This is a genomic window from Arthrobacter zhaoxinii (assembly GCF_024385505.1).
GTDB lineage: Bacteria > Actinomycetota > Actinomycetes > Actinomycetales > Micrococcaceae > Arthrobacter_B > Arthrobacter_B zhaoxinii.
The window spans coordinates 91,772-107,626 of the sequence record NZ_JANFLT010000006.1 but is presented as its reverse complement, the minus strand read 5'-3'; the positions used below and the strand labels follow the sequence as shown (position 1 = coordinate 107,626).

At 64.6% G+C, this 15,855-nt stretch carries 10 protein-coding genes; 4 read left to right on the top strand and 6 right to left on the bottom strand.

From position 1 onward, the window contains the following. Nucleotides 1-8: 8 nt before the first annotated feature. On the bottom strand, nt 9-1,175 hold the full coding sequence (locus NNX37_RS11980) for an AI-2E family transporter (RefSeq protein ID WP_255792974.1): 1,167 nt from the start codon (nt 1,173-1,175) through the stop codon (nt 9-11). A 16-nt stretch (nt 1,176-1,191) separates the two neighbouring features. After that, on the bottom strand, nt 1,192-2,991 hold the full coding sequence (locus tag NNX37_RS11975) for a long-chain-fatty-acid--CoA ligase (RefSeq protein WP_255792973.1): 1,800 nt from the start codon (nt 2,989-2,991) through the stop codon (nt 1,192-1,194). Between the two features lie 320 nt (nt 2,992-3,311). Between NNX37_RS11975 and NNX37_RS11970 the strand changes: the two genes are divergently transcribed. The 4 genes from NNX37_RS11970 to NNX37_RS11955 all read left to right on the top strand — a co-directional run bounded on the left by NNX37_RS11970 (nt 3,312) and on the right by NNX37_RS11955 (nt 9,503). Continuing rightward, nucleotides 3,312-4,442 carry a VIT1/CCC1 transporter family protein gene (locus tag NNX37_RS11970; protein WP_255792972.1) on the top strand — a complete coding sequence of 377 codons (1,131 nt, stop codon included), beginning with the start codon at nt 3,312-3,314 and terminating at the stop codon, nt 4,440-4,442. A gap of 442 nt (nt 4,443-4,884) precedes the next feature. After that, the gene (locus NNX37_RS11965) at nt 4,885-6,636 is read left to right on the top strand and encodes a BCCT family transporter (RefSeq protein ID WP_255793517.1); all 1,752 of its coding nucleotides are present in this window, start codon (nt 4,885-4,887) and stop codon (nt 6,634-6,636) included. A 617-nt stretch (nt 6,637-7,253) separates the two neighbouring features. Next, on the top strand, nt 7,254-7,751 hold the full coding sequence (locus NNX37_RS11960; protein WP_255792970.1) for a hypothetical protein: 498 nt from the start codon (nt 7,254-7,256) through the stop codon (nt 7,749-7,751). A gap of 189 nt (nt 7,752-7,940) precedes the next feature. Further along, nucleotides 7,941-9,503, top strand: a complete 1,563-nt coding sequence (locus NNX37_RS11955) for an alpha/beta hydrolase (protein ID WP_255792969.1) — start codon at nt 7,941-7,943, stop codon at nt 9,501-9,503. A gap of 79 nt (nt 9,504-9,582) precedes the next feature. Here NNX37_RS11955 and NNX37_RS11950 read toward each other — a convergent pair whose 3' ends face one another. The 4 genes from NNX37_RS11950 to pcrA form a co-directional block, all read right to left on the bottom strand. After that, a complete protein-coding gene (locus tag NNX37_RS11950; protein ID WP_255792968.1) occupies nt 9,583-10,992 on the bottom strand; it encodes a sugar porter family MFS transporter in 1,410 nt (469 codons plus the stop codon). Between the two features lie 77 nt (nt 10,993-11,069). Beyond that, entirely contained in the window at nt 11,070-11,972 is a 903-nt protein-coding gene (gene sucD, locus NNX37_RS11945) for a succinate--CoA ligase subunit alpha (RefSeq protein ID WP_227926711.1), read from the bottom strand. A 38-nt stretch (nt 11,973-12,010) separates the two neighbouring features. Then, nucleotides 12,011-13,180, bottom strand: coding sequence for an ADP-forming succinate--CoA ligase subunit beta (gene sucC / locus NNX37_RS11940; protein ID WP_255792967.1), 1,170 nt, complete (start codon nt 13,178-13,180; stop codon nt 12,011-12,013). Nucleotides 13,181-13,383: 203 nt separating this feature from the next. After that, a complete protein-coding gene (gene pcrA / locus NNX37_RS11935; RefSeq protein WP_255792966.1) occupies nt 13,384-15,834 on the bottom strand; it encodes a DNA helicase PcrA in 2,451 nt (816 codons plus the stop codon). Between the last annotated feature and the right edge of the window lie 21 nt (nt 15,835-15,855).

The window sequence follows — 15,855 nt, the reverse complement described above, 5'->3', positions numbered from 1 at the left end:
GCCGGCGGTCAGCTTTCCGCAGATTCCATTTCCGGCTGGTCCTTCGGATCCGGGATTTCCTTCGCGTCGAGGTCTTCACCGTCGTCTTCTCCGGTCCAGACCTTGATCACGGCCCAGCCCACTGCCGCGATCGGGACGGCCAGGATGGCGCCGACAATACCGGCCAGGATGGTTCCGGCGGTCAGGGCCAGCAGGATCACGAGGGCATGGATGCTGAGGGACTTGCCCATCACCACCGGCTGCAGGAAGTTACCCTCGAGTTGGTTCACCGCAATGATCACGATGATCACGATCAGGGCGACAACCGGCCCATTGGCGACGAGGGCGATCAGCGCGGCGAAGACCCCGGCTGCCGTGGCGCCGACCAGCGGAATGAAGGAACCGACGAAAACAATCACGGTCAGCGGCAGTGCCAGCGGAACCTGCAGGATGAACAGGGCCGCACCGATACACACGGAATCGACCAGCGCCACGATCGCAGTGCCGCGGATGTATCCGCCCAGGACCTCCATCACACGGAAACCGGAGAGGCGGGCCTTGTCTCGCCGGTCCCCTTCCGGGAACATCCGCAGGAAGAACGCCCAGATCCGGTCGCCGTCCTTGAGGAAGTAGAACAGGACCACTGCCATCAGCAGGAATCCGGTGGCAAACGAGGTTGCCGCGGATATACCCGCAATGGCCCCGCTGCTGACGGTGCTGCTGGTGGCGAAGTCGATCACGCTGTCCCGTGCGTTGGCGAGCATGGCGTCGTCAACCGGGAGCGGCCCGTTGAGCACAAAGTCGTAAAGCTTCTCGAAGCCTGCAACGGCCTGGTCCACCAGGTCGCTCCACTCGCTGCGGATGGCGAAGGCGATGCCGGTCACCAGCCCGCCGAAGAGGGCAAGCAGCAACAGGAAGGACAGCCCTGTCGCCAGGGCACTGGGCCAGCCCTTCCGGCGCAGCCAGTTCACGAACGGAGCAATGGCGGCACCGAGAATGAGCGCCAGCAGGACGGGGATCACCACCAGCGTGACCTGAAGCAGCCCGTAGACCGTCACGGAAACCAGCAGCAGGATCAGCAGGATCTGGGCCGAGCGCTGCCCGGCGTGGCCGAGTGCACCGCTCCAGTAGCGGCCGGGCCTCGCGTGGTCAGGTTGGGTATCCCGTGCAGCCCGTTCCGGGCTTGATGCGCTCATGTTCGCTCTTTCCTGCTCAGGGCTTGTTCTGGAGGTCAGTGGGGGAAATGGAGTCACCGGCACCGTCCGCCGGCGCGCTCGGGGTCTCGGAACCGGTCTGGCTGTTCTGCAGGCTGTCACGCACATGGCGGCGCAGGACCTTGCCGATCAGGGACTTCGGCAGTTCCTGGATTTCCACGATCCGGCGCGGCACCTTGTAGGCTGCCAGTTCCTTGCGCACGTAGGCCCGCAGTTCCTCGGCGTTGAACCGGGTGCCTGCCTTCGGTACTACGGCCGCAACCACTTCCTCTCCCCCGCCTGAACGGAGCAGGCCGACGACGGCGACGTCGTCCACGGATTCATGGCGCTTCAGGGCGGCTTCCACCTCGGACGGGGAAACGTTGAAGCCGCCGGTAATGATCAGCTCCTTGATCCGGTCCACGATGCTGACAAAGCCGTCCTCGTCCACGGTGACAATGTCCCCGGTCCGGAACCAGCCGCCGTCGAGCAGTACCGCCTCGGTTTCGCGTGGCTTGTTCCAGTAGCCGCCAAAGACCTGCGGGCCCTTGATCAGCAGTTCACCCCGCTGGCCCTGGGGCACCTCGACGGTCGGATGCTCGGGATCCACGACCCGGATATCGGTCAGTGGGAAGGGAACGCCCACCGTTCCCGGTTTCCGCGACTTGGCGAACGGGTTGCCCAGGGCGATCGGAGACGTTTCGGTCAGGCCGTAGCCTTCGATCAGGAGGCCGCCGGTGGCTTCTTCCCAGATTTCGACCGTTCGGGGCGGGAGGTTCATGGCACCGGAAATTGCGGACCGGACGCCTTTGAGGGAAATGTTCTGTTCCTTGGCGGCTTCGGCCAAACGCTCGTAAATCGGCGGCACAGCGGGGAGGAAGGTGGCCGGGGTCTTCTTCATGGCCTTGAGCGTCATGTCCACGTCAAACTTGGGGAACAGCACCACCTGGGCGCCCAGGCTCATGGCGGTGGTGAGGCACAGGGTCAGCCCGTACGCGTGGAACATGGGCAGCACGGCGTAGAAGGTTTCGTGTCCGGGCCGCAGGCCCGGGACCCAGGCCCGTCCCTGCGCGGTGTTGGCCACAAGGTTCGCGTGCGTGAGCATCGCGCCTTTGGGATCGGCCGTGGTTCCGCTGGTGTACTGGATGGCGGCCAGGTCCGCGGGCTCCGGCCGGGGATAACGCTTGCGCAGCGGACGGTTGTCCAAGAGGTCCTGCCACCGGACGAGCTTCCGTGGGTGCCGGGGCGGACGCTTCTCGGCGGACAGTGCCGCACGCGCCGCGCGAAGGGCAGGAATCGGCAGCTTCAGCGCCAGCCGGTTGACCAGCGGCATGGCCGGGATCAATTCCACTGAGACGATGCTGCGGACCGGAATGTCCCCCGGCAGCTTCTGGATGTTCTCCACTACCTTGTCCCAGACCACGGCAACGGTGGCACCGTGGTCCTCGAACTGGTGCCGCAGTTCACGGTCCGTGTAGAGCGGGTTGTGCTCCACGACCACTGCACCGAGCCGCAGCACCGCGTAGAACGCGACCACATGCTGGGGCGAGTTGGGCAGCACGAGCGCCACCCGGTCGCCCTTGCGGACGCCAAGCTTCAGTAATCCTGCCGCGGCACGGCGGATCTGATCACCCAGCTCCTCATAAGAGGTGGTGGCACCAAAAAACTGCAGGGCGGGCTTTGACCGGTATTTGCGGACCGAGTTCTCCACCACGTCAACGAGGGACTCGTCCGGGAGGCTGAAGCCTTCCAGAACTCCCTCGCTGTAGTGGCGGGTCCATGGGCGGTCCGGATCCGTAAGAGGGAAGTTTTTGCTCACGATCTGACTGTAGCGCCTGCCCGTCAGAGACAAAAAGTCAGGGTACTTAGGGACCCAAGGTGATATCCGCTGGATCAGGAGGATCCGACGGGTTCCGGCGGGCTCCGCCGCGGGATTCAACTACACTGGGTACGCGAAGGGGAGTAGCTCCGGTACGACCTGTGATGGTCCGTCCACCGAGGCCTGTCGACATACTGGACGCTGCGGCGTCCCGGCAGTCCACCCGCCGGCACCAGCCGCGGGCGAGCGAGACCTTCGGTCAGAAGAGTTGTTTGTTAACTGACCGGATTCCCCCGTTTCCGGTCCCTGTCAGGAGCACCGTGAATTCCGATTCCCCGCCGGAGCCTTCATCCAGCGACCCCGCCTTGCCGTCCAACGCCGACCTAAAGCGCTGGCGGCAGTACTTGGCCGATGAGCAGGCCGAAGCCGCCACCTACCGTTATCTGGCGGAACGCCGCGACGGTGAAGAACGTGACATCCTCCTGGCGCTGGCGGAAGCCGAGGGAAGGCATGAGGAGCACTGGCGGACCCTCTTGGGCGACGACGCCGGCCGCGGGACGCGCGCTTCCTTCCGTAACCGGGTTCTCGGGCTGCTGGCCCGCCGCTTCGGCTCAGTATTCGTGCTGGCACTGGCGCAGCGCGCCGAGGGGCGCTCCCCCTACGCCCAGGATCCCAACGCCACCAGTGCGATGGCGGCCGATGAGCAAATCCACGAAGAAGTCATCCGCGGGCTGGCCACCCGGGGACGGACCCGGTTGTCGGGGAACTTCCGGGCGGCAGTGTTCGGCGCCAATGACGGGCTGGTCAGTAACCTCGCCCTCATCATGGGCATCGGCGCCACCGGCGTGTCCAGCACCTTCATCCTGATCAGCGGCCTGGCCGGCCTGCTGTCCGGCGCGTTGTCCATGGGCGCAGGCGAATATGTTTCGGTCCGGTCCCAGCGCGAACTCCTGGATGCCTCCCGGCCCACCCAGATCACGCTTTCTGCGGCGAAGTCCCTGGACATTGACGCCAACGAGCTGGTGCTGGTTTACCGGGCGCGTGGCATGAGCAAGGAAGCGGCCGAGCACCGTGCCGCGGAACGGATGGGCCTGTTCACCTGCGACTGCGACCCGAGCTTCTCCCTCAACCCCGAAGCCGACGCCGACGAAAACCGCGACGAGCACGAGTCCGTAGGCACCGGTTTGGGCGCTGCGGCATCCAGCTTCTGCTTCTTCGCCTCCGGAGCGGTGGTTCCGGTACTCCCCTATCTGTTCGGCCTGACCGGGATGACCGCCGTCGTCCTCTCCTGCGTCCTGGTGGGCCTGGCGCTGCTGACGACCGGCGCCGTCGTCGGCCTGCTCTCCGGAGCCTCCCCGCTCAAGCGGGCGCTGCGCCAGCTGGCGATCGGCCTGGGTGCTGCCGGTGCCACATATCTGCTGGGCATGATCTTCGGTACAACGGCACTTTAGGGGGTCCGGCCGGGGCAGCCCCCAGCCTCGGTTCAGCGTCCGTGGCCTAAAACACAGCACCGTTGCCCAATTTGACTTGATCCGCCGCAGGCCGCGAGTCTGGAACTAACACTCGCGAATTATGTAAAGGGACGCAGAAGCTAGGCAGCGTTACTTTATCGATTCCGGCGGGCGGTGTACCGTCCGCCACACGCTCAAATAAAGAGTGGCTGCCATTCTGCCTGCCCGGATCCTTCAACGAGGACTCGGGCCCTTTTGCGCTGACATGCTGACATAAGGAAGGCCTATGGCTACCACAGAAGGTCCACCGCGCGACGCCGGAAGGCATGCGGCTGACCCCGTCGCCCCGGTTCCCGCCTCCACCCACTCCTCCGTGGCAACGGAAGATCCCTCGACGTCATCCATGCCCATCGTGGAGCAGGAGCACGAACTCGTCCAGCAAATGCTCGAGGGGCAGCGGGAGCAGGAAGCGGCACTCACCCGCGGCGTGCCGGCGAAGCTCGACAGAGTGATCTTCGCCGTCACCGGTGTCCTTGCAATCGCCTTCATTGCCTGGGGCTTCTTCGGGACAGACAGCCTGGCCTCCGTCTCCTCGACGGCACTGGACTGGGTCATCACGAACGCTGGCTGGTTCTTTGTGCTCCTTGCCTCGTTCCTCGTGGTCTACGTGATCTGGCTGGCTGTGGGACGCTACGGCAGGATTCCCCTGGGCCAGGACGGCGAGGAACCGCAGTTTAAGACGGTTTCCTGGATCTCAATGATGTTCGCCGCCGGCATGGGCATCGGCCTGATGTTCTACGGCGCGGCCGAGCCCCTGTTCTACTACATCTCCCCTCCCCCCGGCACCGTTGACGGCCAGACCCCTGAGGCCCTGCAGACCGCCATGGGTACGTCACTATTCCACTGGGGCCTGCATCCGTGGGCCATGTACGCCGTTGTCGGCATTGCCATGGCCTACGGCACCTACCGCCTCGGCCGCCGCCAGCTGATTTCCTCGGCCTTCACCTCACTCTTCGGCGTGAAGCGGGTAGAGGGACCGTTGGGCAAGGTGCTGAACATCTTCGCCATCTTCGCGACCCTGTTCGGTACCGCCGCTTCGCTGGGCCTCGGCGCCCTGCAGATCGGCAGCGGCCTGCAGTCCGTTGGTTTCCTCGGGACCGCGGGAACCACGGTTCTGGTCGCGATCGTCGCGATCCTCACCGGTTGCTTCGTGGCGTCCGCGGTTTCCGGCATCTCCCGCGGCATCCAGTGGCTGTCCAACATCAACATGGTCCTCGCTGTGGTCCTGGCCGCCATCGTTTTTGTTGTCGGGCCGACGCTCTTCATCCTCAACGTCATCCCGGCAGCCATCGGGGACTACGCCGCCAACATGGCGTCCATGGCCTCCCGCACCGAGGTCTCAGGCGACGAATCCATGCGCGCCTGGCTTTCCAGCTGGACGATCTTCTACTGGGCCTGGTGGCTGTCCTGGACGCCGTTCGTCGGTATGTTCATCGCCCGCATCAGCCGCGGCCGCACCATCCGCCAGTTCGTCACCGGCGTCCTGGCAGTTCCTTTCGTAGTCAGCGTGGTCTGGTTCTCCATCTTCGGCGGCGCCGCGATCGGCATTCAGCGCGAAGCGGAAGCCAACGGTACGCCCGGACTCACCACGATGGTCGACGGCGAACCCACCATTGATTTCGACGGCTCGCTGTTCGATCTGATCGCAGCCCTCCCCATGCCGAACCTCCTGGCCGCCGCGGTGGGCATCCTTGCCATGGTCCTGGTGGCCATCTTCTTCGTCACCGGAGCGGATTCGGCGTCCATCATCATGGCGTCGCTGAGCTCCAACGGGGCCGAGCACCCGTCCCGCGGCGTCGTGGTCTTCTGGGGTGTCCTCACCGGCGCCGTGGCGGCGGTAATGATGCTGGCCGGCGGTGATGACCCTGCCGAGGCGCTGGACGGCCTGCAGCGGATCACCATTGTGGCCGCGCTGCCCTTTGCCGTGGTCATGCTGCTGATGACCATCGCCCTCGCCAAGGACCTGGCCAAGGACCCGCTCTCGCTGCGGCGCCGGCTTGCCGTTTCCGTGGTGGACCGGGCTATCCAGTCCGGCGTGGAGGAACACGGTTCCTCCTTCGATCTGCACACCACCGAGCACGACGACGGCCCGGAAACCGCAGCACGGGTAAACGCTGCGCCGGAACGCAAATAACCAGGAGCAGGAATTCCCAAAGCCTTTAACAAAAGGCAGCAGTTAATGCAGGAAGGTCCCCGCACGAACCGTGCGGGGACCTTCCTGCATTTTTCTGTGCTTCATCTTTCTGTGCTTCCGCATGGCTACCTTGTCCCCGGCATGAACAGTTACTCCACCCATATGGGGATCTGGTCGACAACGCACTGCTTCTGGCGCGCGAGCAAAAAGCGTCCACGGGCAGCAATCAGGCCGTCTCAGCCTATATGGGTTACGAAACGCCGGGCCTGCCCGAAGTGATGAGCGACACTCCTACGGGACCGGCAGGACCACCAAGGCCCTCGGCCAAACCCTCTATCCGCTAACTCTGCGGTATACCTCGGATCAGCGGGCGTAGACGAGTTCGTTGCCGCTGAGCACCTCAAAGTGGATTCCAGCAGCCTCCGCGGTATCGTCATGGCAACCACCGGCGAAGGAAAGCAACTCATGGAAGGGAGCGTCGGAAAATGAACCATGATGAATCCCGGAGCCCAGATCACCGCCCCCGATCCGTGAATTCCGCAAGGCTTCTCGGAATAGGATTTCTGCTAGTCCTATCCCCAGCCGTAACCACGGCCTGCACCGAAAGGACTGATCAGATGGAACCCCAATCCGACAGCGTCTCGGCGGGAATGCCGGACACCCATCGGACGTCCCGGGAGATCTACGACGAGTTCCTGGCGTCTTCGGACGCAGTAATCCTGGCCGCCGGAGCCGAAGGCTGGAAGCTCGGTGACGGCACATCTTGGTCCCTCGAAGATGATCAGGTGCTCTATCCCGGCCCCTGCGAGGGTGCTGATGGCAGCACGGGTCCGTGGCACATGGAACAGCACGTCTTTGGTCCCCCTCCCCAGGACCCTGAAGGAGCCCGTGAGCAGATGCGGGCGTATTTTGAGAGCAGGGGCATGACCATCACTGCTGAGTTCCAGCCGGAACCAGGTGATCCACCGCAGGCGACCTGGACGGTCACGGCCGAGACAGACGACGGCGGCCGGACTAAGTACTGGTCCAATTCCCTTCAGCAGTCGCTCCTTTTCACCAGTGAGTGCTCGAGCGACCCTTCCATGTACAACGAGGTCTCGCAAACCGCCCCGTGAGGCAGCCCGGCCGGTATCGCGGGCCGCCTAGCCGTGAAACCTTTCTGGAGCAATAGATACCGGCCAAGATCGTCTCCGACAACCCGAATGTTCCCTGCAACCTTGTGCACCTCCTCCACTTCCTCATAATCTGCGGAAGGTTACCGCCCGGTAACCACTCGCACTTTTTCCGCAGACAATGAGGTCATTATGAGGAAACATCTGGGCATTTTGGCGGTGTCCGCCACACTTCTGGGCTCGTCACTGGCCGCCGCACCCGCCGTCGCAGCACCGGCGGCACCGGCTATCGCTGCGCCTGCACCCGCCATCCGCACCGACGTCGTCATCACCAGCTTCGACGGCACCCCCATCCACACGAACTTTTTCCCGGCCACCGGCCTTGCCGCCGGACAAAAGGCACCCACCGTGATGGTGGGGCCCGGGTTCGGACTGCCCGGAGGGCGCATCCCGCTGTCTTCCACCAGCACGCTGATCGGCTCCATCGGCATCGCTCCCCTGCGGGACGCCGGCTACAACGTGGTGACCTGGGATCCGCGCGGCTTCGGGCTCAGCGGCGGCGAAGCCTACGTCAACAACCCCGCCTACGAAGGCCGGGACGGCTCCGCCATCATCGACTACATCGCTGCCCAGCCCGAAGCCAGCCTGGATTCCCCCGGCGACCCCGTCCTCGGCATGGCCGGTGCATCTTACGGCGGCGGCATCCAGTTTGTCCTCGCCTCGCAGGACCAGCGCGTGGACGCCATCACTCCCACCATCGCCTGGAATGACCTGACCACCAGCCTGTACAAGGCCGGTTCCTTCAAGACCGGCTGGGGCGCCCTGCTCTGCGCCGAAGGAACGGCGCTGGGACAGCTGGGATCCCTCGTGGGCAACCAGGGTGCCCTCGCGGCCCCGGTCCGCAAGGCCTGCCAGGAAGGCCTGACCTACCCTAACCAGCTCAGCGCCGCATCCATCGCCTACTTCGAGTCCCTCACCCCGGACAGCCTGTTCACCTCGATTACCGCCCCCACCCTGATCATTCAGGGCACCGCGGATACGCTCTTTACCCTCGACGAGGCCCGGCGCAACTATGAGCTCATCCGCGGCACCGGCACACCTACCAAAATGCTGCAGTTCTGCGGCGGCCACGGGTTGTGCAACTCCGTTGCCGGGCCGGACCGGATCACCCCCGCGGTGCTGAACTGGTTTGCCCGCTATCTGCGGAACGAGCCGGTGGACACCGGTGCTGCGTTCCAGTTCATCGACCAGGCCGGCGTGACCCGGGGAGCTCCGGGTTACCCGCAGGCCACCGGGGCCCTGTCCGGTGCAGGAAGAGGATCAATCATCCTCTCCCCCGCTGCCGTGAGCGGTGCCGTCGTGGCGGCCGCCGTCGCACCGGTGGCAGTTAATGTCCCCATCAGCGCACCCACGGTGACGACATCGGTCTACGGTGCCCCGCAGCTGACGCTCACTTACCGCGGTTCCGCCCGGCAGGCGAACACCCATGTCTATGCCCAGATCATTGACCGGTCCCGGTCCTCCCTGGTGCTGGGCAATCAGGTCACCCCGGTTCCGGTGATCCTGGACGGGAAGGAGCACACCCTGACCCTCCCGCTGGAAGAGGTCTCCTATACCGCCGGGCCCAACACCCGGCTGGTCCTGCAGATCACGCCCGCCACCTCCGTCTACGCCCTGCCGAAAGCAACCGCGTTAACCAGCTTCACCGCGTCGGTCACCGTACCGACGGTGGCGAACTACCCGGCAATCCCCTAGCGACTCCCCAGAAGCCGTCCAACGAAGAAAGGGAACCTGCCCGCGGCAGGTTCCCTTTTTTCGTGTGCTGAGGAAACTCCTACTTGGTGCCGGCTGCGCGGAGCTGCTCTTCCACCTGCTCGAGGCTCTGCCCCATGGTCTCCGGGACAAAGCGACGGACAAAGGCCAGCGCCAGCAGTCCCAGCACCACGAAGATGAAGAAGGTCTTCGAGATGCCGATGGCGTCCATCAGGACCGGGAAGGAGAACCCGACGGCGAAGTTGGTCATCCACTGCACGAAGACCGACAGGCCGATACCGAGGCCGCGGACCTTCAGCGGGAAGATCTCCGAGAGCATCAGCCAGGTCACCGGGGAAACTGCACCCTGCTGGAAGGCCAGGAACGTGACAGTCAGGGCCAGGATGAGGTAGCCGCGGACAGTGCCTTCGGTGACGAAGATCGACACCAGCCCGATCAGCAGCAACGAAGACCCGGTACCGATCAGCCCCGTCATCAGCATGTGCCGGCGGCGGACGCGGCCCAGCAGCCAGATGCCGACGATCGCAGCCGCCACGGACACCACACCGTTGGCGATGTTGGCCGTGAGTGCCGCTTCGGTGCCGAAACCGGCGTCGGCCAGGATCTGCGTGCCGTAGTACATGATCGCGTTCACGCCGGTGATCTGCTGGACGATGGACAGTCCCATACCGATCAGCAGGACCCGCCGCAGCCAGGGCACGGCGAAGTCGCGCAGCGTGCCTGCCTCCGCGGACTCCTTTTCCGCCAGGCCGCGCACCTCGCTGTATTCGGCCTGGGCGTCGTTGGCGCTGCGGATCCGCTGGAGGGCGGCGAGGGTTTCCGCAAAACGACCCTTCGAGGCGAGCCAGCGGGGACTTTCCGGAACAAACGCGATGCCGATCCACAGGGCAATGGCCGGCAGGGTGGCCACGACCAGCATCCAGCGCCACACGCCCTGGTCCTCACCCCAGATGTTGCCGATGACGGCGTTGGCGACAAAGGCGACCAATTGGCCCGTCACAATCATCAGCTGGTCCCGCGTCACCATCTGTCCGCGGCGTTCCGCGGGGGCAAGCTCGGCGAGGAACACAGGGACGAGCGCCGAGGCGCCGCCCACGGCCAGGCCGAGCACAATCCGGGACAGGACCATCACGGCGATCGTCGGGGCAAGGGAGGTGCCGAGGGTACCCAGCAGGAAGACGACGGCGAGGGCCGTGAGGATCCGGCGCCGGCCGAACCTGTCCGTCAATTTCCCGGAGATAGCTCCGCCGAAGGCCGCGCCGAAGAGCAGGCTGGAGGTGATCAGGCCCTCGGTAAACGGGGTGAGTCCCAGATCGTCCTGCATGTAGGGCAGGGCGCCGTTAATGACGCCGGTGTCATAACCGAACAGGAAACCGCCGAGGGTGACGATCCAGGAAGCGCGGCGCAGCGCCCGTCGGTGCTGGCCGGCCTTCGGGGCCCGGGCCGCGCCGTGTGAAACTGAGGTGGACATTTCCGTCTTTCTTCTGGGACGCACAAAACCCCCGTCCACCACATGGTTCCGGTGGACGGGGGCGTGCAGGTACGGACCTAGAGAGCTGCGTAAACTTCGCGCAGCAGCGTGGCGGTCTCGGACGGCGTCTTGCCGACCTTGACGCCGGCAGCCTCGAGGGCTTCCTTCTTGGCCTGTGCGGTTCCGGCGGAACCGGAGACAATGGCGCCGGCGTGGCCCATGGTCTTGCCTTCGGGAGCCGTGAAGCCGGCCACGTAGCCGACGACCGGCTTCGTGACATTGGCCTTGATGAACTCTGCGGCACGCTCTTCGGCGTCGCCGCCGATTTCACCGATCATCACGATGGCCTTGGTTTCGGGATCCGCTTCGAAGGCAGCAAGTGCATCGATGTGGGTGGTGCCGATGACCGGGTCGCCGCCGATGCCGATGGCGGTGGAGAAGCCGAGGTCGCGCAGCTCGTACATCATCTGGTAGGTCAGGGTGCCGGACTTGGAGACCAGGCCGATCGGACCCTTGCCGGTGATGTTGTTGGGGGTGATGCCCACCAGTGCTTCGCCGGGGGTGATGATGCCGGGGCAGTTCGGGCCGATAATGCGCGTGACCTGGTTGCCGTCGGCGTCCACCTTGGACTGGGCGTGGGCCCAGAACTCGGCGGAATCCTGCACGGGCACACCTTCAGTGATGACCACGACGAGGCCGATGCCGGCGTCGATCGCTTCCATGACGGCGTCCTTCGTGAAGGCCGGCGGCACGAAGACGATGGAGACGTCTGCGTTGGTCTTGTCCATGGCCTCGGTGACGGTACCGAAGACGGGCAGTTCCACGTCGCCGTGGGTGACCGTGGTACCGGCCTTGCGGGCGTTAACGCCGCCGACAACCTGGGTACCGGCCTTGAGCATCAGGGCGGTGTGTTTGGTTCCTTCGCCGCCGGTGATGCCCTGAACGATGACCTTGGAGTCCTTGTTCAAAAAGATAGACATAAGGGGATTCTCTTTCTAAAGGTTCGACAGGCTCTGGGTCAGCGAGCGGCGTAAGCGAGCTCGGCAGCCTTATCGGCGCCTTCGTCCATGGTGGTGGCCAGCGTGACCAGCGGGTGGTTGGCCTCGGCAAGGATGCGGCGGCCTTCTTCGACGTTATTGCCGTCGAGACGGACAACCAGCGGCTTGTTGGCTTCGTCGCCCAGGATTTCCAGGGCCTTGACGATGCCGTTGGCCACGGCGTCACAGGCGGTGATGCCGCCGAAGACGTTCACGAAGACGGACTTCACCTGGGAGTCATTCAGGATGACGTCCAGACCGGCAGCCATGACGGAAGCGGAGGCGCCGCCGCCGATGTCCAGGAAGTTCGCGGGCTTTACATTGCCGTGCTTTTCGCCGGCGTAGGCAACGACGTCGAGCGTGGACATTACCAGGCCGGCACCGTTGCCGATGATGCCTACTTCGCCGTCCAGCTTGACGTAGTTAAGGTCGTTTTCCTTGGCCTTGGCCTCGAGCGGATCCGCTGCGTCCTTGTCTTCCAGCGCGGCGTGGCCGGGCTGGCGGAAGTCGGCGTTTTCGTCCAGGGAGACCTTGCCGTCAAGGGCGAGGATCTCACCGTTGCCGGTCTTCACCAGCGGGTTGACCTCAACGAGAGTGGCGTCTTCCTTGGTGAAGACATCCCACAGCTTGATGATGGCGTTCATAACGCCTTCGCGCAGCTCGGGGGCGAACCCGGCGGCGTCGACGATCTCTGCAGCCTTGGCGGAGTCGATGCCGACGGCGGGATCAACGGCAACGCGGGCCAGGGCGTCGGGACGCTCCACGGCCAGCTGCTCGATCTCCATGCCGCCCTCAACCGAGCACATGGCCAGGTAATTGCGGTTTGCTCGGTCCAGCAGGACCGAGAAGTAGTATTCCTCAGCGATGTCGGCACCCTGGGCAATCATCACCGTGTTAACGGTGTGACCCTTGATGTCCATGCCGAGGATGTTGGATGCGTGCTCGAAAGCTTCATCGGCAGTCTTGGCAACCTTCACGCCGCCGGCCTTGCCTCGGCCACCAACCTTGACCTGCGCCTTGACGACTACAACGCCGCCGATCTTCTCAGCAGCAGCTTTGGCTTCTTCAGGAGTGTGCGCCACGATTCCGGCAAGCACGGGTACACCGTGCGCCTCAAACATATCGCGCGCCTGATATTCAAACAGGTCCACGGGCTAGTGTCCTTCTACGTCGAAGTAGGTTTACATACGATCATTTTCGATCGCAGGGCAGATGCATCCGGCCGGTCTGCCCCACGAGGAACTTTAGTCCCTTAGGGCTGAACGCCGATCCCAGACTACCCCTTTAGTGGTAAAGGACACAGTTCTATCGTTTGTAGAAGATGCCCGCTTTGGGTTATGAAAAAAGTTCCTTCTCACCCCTCCTTGACCAGCGGCGCGTACCGCAGCAGCAGGCGCTTTTCACCGACGTCGAACTTCACCTTGGCCACGGTCTTATCTCCGCTTCCTTCAACCGCGAGCACGGTGCCGGAGCCGAACGATGTGTGGTTGACCCTGTCCCCGGCCGCCACGGACACTACTTCCTTCTGCGGCTGCACGCGGCCGATGGCCTTGGCAACCGGGGAGTTGGCGGTGCTGCCGCCGGTCCCCATGGGTGATCCGGCACCCCAGGAGGAGCCGCCGTAGCGACTGGAGGTGATGCTGCCGCCGCCGCCCCAGGTGGGACGGTCCATCCCCTCGCGCTTCCATTCGATCAGCTCCGGCGGCACTTCGCCCACGAACTGGCTGGCCGGGTTGTACTGGCTCTGGCCCCACATGCTGCGGACTTCGGACCGGGTGAGGTAGAGGCGCTGCCGTGCACGGGTCAGGCCCACGTAGGCCAGGCGCCGTTCCTCGGCCAGTTCGGCCGGGTCCGTGGCGGAGCGCTGGTGCGGGAACAGGCCCTGTTCCATGCCTGTCAGGAAGACCACCGGGAATTCCAGTCCCTTGGCGGTGTGCAGGGTCATCAGGGTGACCACGCCCTGCCGGCGGGATTCCTCAACGGCGGCGGCGACTTCCTCGGCCGAGCCGCCAGGGGCATCGGGAATGGAATCGGCGTCCGCCACCAGGGAGACCTGTTCCAGGAACTCGCCGAGGGATCCCTCGGGATTGTCCCGTTCGTATTCCCGGACCACGGCCACCAGCTCGGCCAGGTTCTCCACCCGGGACTCGTCCTGCGGGTCATTGCTGGAGCGCAGCTGGGCCAGGTAGCCGGTCTGTTCCAGCACTGCTTCCAGTGCCGCAGACGCGCCGGACCCGCTGGCGACCTCGGCGAGGTCATCGATGAGTTTCACGAAGCCGTTGACCGCGTTCAGCGAACGGGTCGCCAGTCCGGGAGCCTCTTCGGCACGGCGCAGGGCGGCCATGAAGGAGATCCGTTCGCGTTCGGCCAGGGCAGCCACGGAGTATTCGGCGCGGTCGCCGATGCCGCGCTTGGGTTCGTTGAGGATCCGGCGCAGGTTTACGACGTCGTCCGAGTTCACCAGCACGCGCAGGTACGCCAGCGCGTCCTTGATTTCCTTGCGTTCGTAGAACCGGGTCCCGCCGACCACCTTGTAGGGCAGGCCCACGCGCACCAGCACGTCTTCGAGGGAACGGGACTGGGCGTTGGTCCGGTAGAACACGGCGACGTCGCCGGGGCGCAGGTTTTCCTCGTCCTGCAGCCGGTCGATCTCCTCGGCGATGAAGCGGGCTTCCTCGTGTTCGTTCTCGCCCACGTAGCCGATGATCTTTTCGCCGTCGCCCTCAGCGGTCCAGAGCCGCTTTTCCGGCCGGTTGGGGTTGCGGGAGATCACCGCGTTGGCGGCGTTGAGGATGGTCTGCGTGGAGCGGTAGTTCTGTTCCAGCAGGATGGTCCGCGCGTTCGGGTAGTCCTTTTCGAAGTCATTGATGTTCCGGACGTCCGCACCGCGGAAGGCGTAAATGGACTGGTCGGAGTCGCCCACGACGGTGAGTTCGGCCGGGGGGAGGTCCAGCGCGTCGTCGTCGCTGCCCACCAGCTCGCGGACCAGGGCGTACTGCGCGTGGTTGGTGTCCTGGTATTCGTCCACGAGGATGTGCCGGAAGCGCCGCCGGTAGTACTCGGCCACGCCGGGGAAGGCACGGAACATAAACACGGTCTGGGCGATCAGATCGTCGAAGTCCATGGCATTGGCCTGGCGCATCCGCTGCGCGTAGCCCTTGTAGACATCCGCGACGGCCTGCTCGAAGGGATCGGCGTAGTTGGCCGATTCCGCGTAGGACTCTTCGTCGATGAGTTCGTTCTTCAGGGCGGAGATCTTGTGCATGATGGACTTCGGCGTGAAGCGCTTCGGGTCCAGGTCCAGCCCCTTGGCCACCAGGGTGATCAGGCGCAGCGAATCAGCGGAGTCGTAGATGGAGAAGTTCGAGTTCATCCCCACGGTCTTGGCTTCCCGGCGCAGGATCCGCACGCAGGAGGAGTGGAAGGTGGAGATCCACATGGTCTTGGCGACGCCGCCCACCAGGTTTTCAATGCGCTCACGCATTTCGGCGGCGGCCTTGTTGGTGAACGTGATGGCCAGGATCTGTCCCGGGTTGGAGCGTCCGGTGGCGAGCAGGTAGGCGATCCGGTGGCTGAGCACCCGGGTCTTGCCGGACCCGGCGCCTGCAACAATCAGCAGCGGCGGGCCGGCGTGCTTCACCGCTTCCTCCTGCTGCGGGTTCAGTCCCTGCAGCAGGTCCGCGGCACGGCTTTCATCCGCGTAGGAGGAGCCCCGCCGGGCAGTGTCGGCATGCGGTGCCGTGGGGGCGGGCGCCGGTTCGTTCTTGCGGGGTGCGGGGAAGAGTGGATCAAAGAGATAGTCCATGATGGCTTTAAGTCTAGGCGC

Bases quoted from the DNA above. Each gene is read 5' to 3' on its own strand.
- NNX37_RS11950 (WP_255792968.1), bottom strand. From the start codon at position 10,992: ATGTCCACCTCAGTTTCACACGGCGCGGCCCGGGCCCCGAAGGCCGGC.
- sucD (WP_227926711.1), bottom strand. From the start codon at position 11,972: ATGTCTATCTTTTTGAACAAGGACTCCAAGGTCATCGTTCAGGGCATC.
- pcrA (WP_255792966.1), bottom strand. From the start codon at position 15,834: ATGGACTATCTCTTTGATCCACTCTTCCCCGCACCCCGCAAGAACGAA.
- NNX37_RS11960 (WP_255792970.1), top strand. From the start codon at position 7,254: ATGGAACCCCAATCCGACAGCGTCTCGGCGGGAATGCCGGACACCCAT.
- NNX37_RS11955 (WP_255792969.1), top strand. From the start codon at position 7,941: ATGAGGAAACATCTGGGCATTTTGGCGGTGTCCGCCACACTTCTGGGC.
- NNX37_RS11980 (WP_255792974.1), bottom strand. From the start codon at position 1,175: ATGAGCGCATCAAGCCCGGAACGGGCTGCACGGGATACCCAACCTGAC.
- NNX37_RS11965 (WP_255793517.1), top strand. From the start codon at position 4,885: ATGCTCGAGGGGCAGCGGGAGCAGGAAGCGGCACTCACCCGCGGCGTG.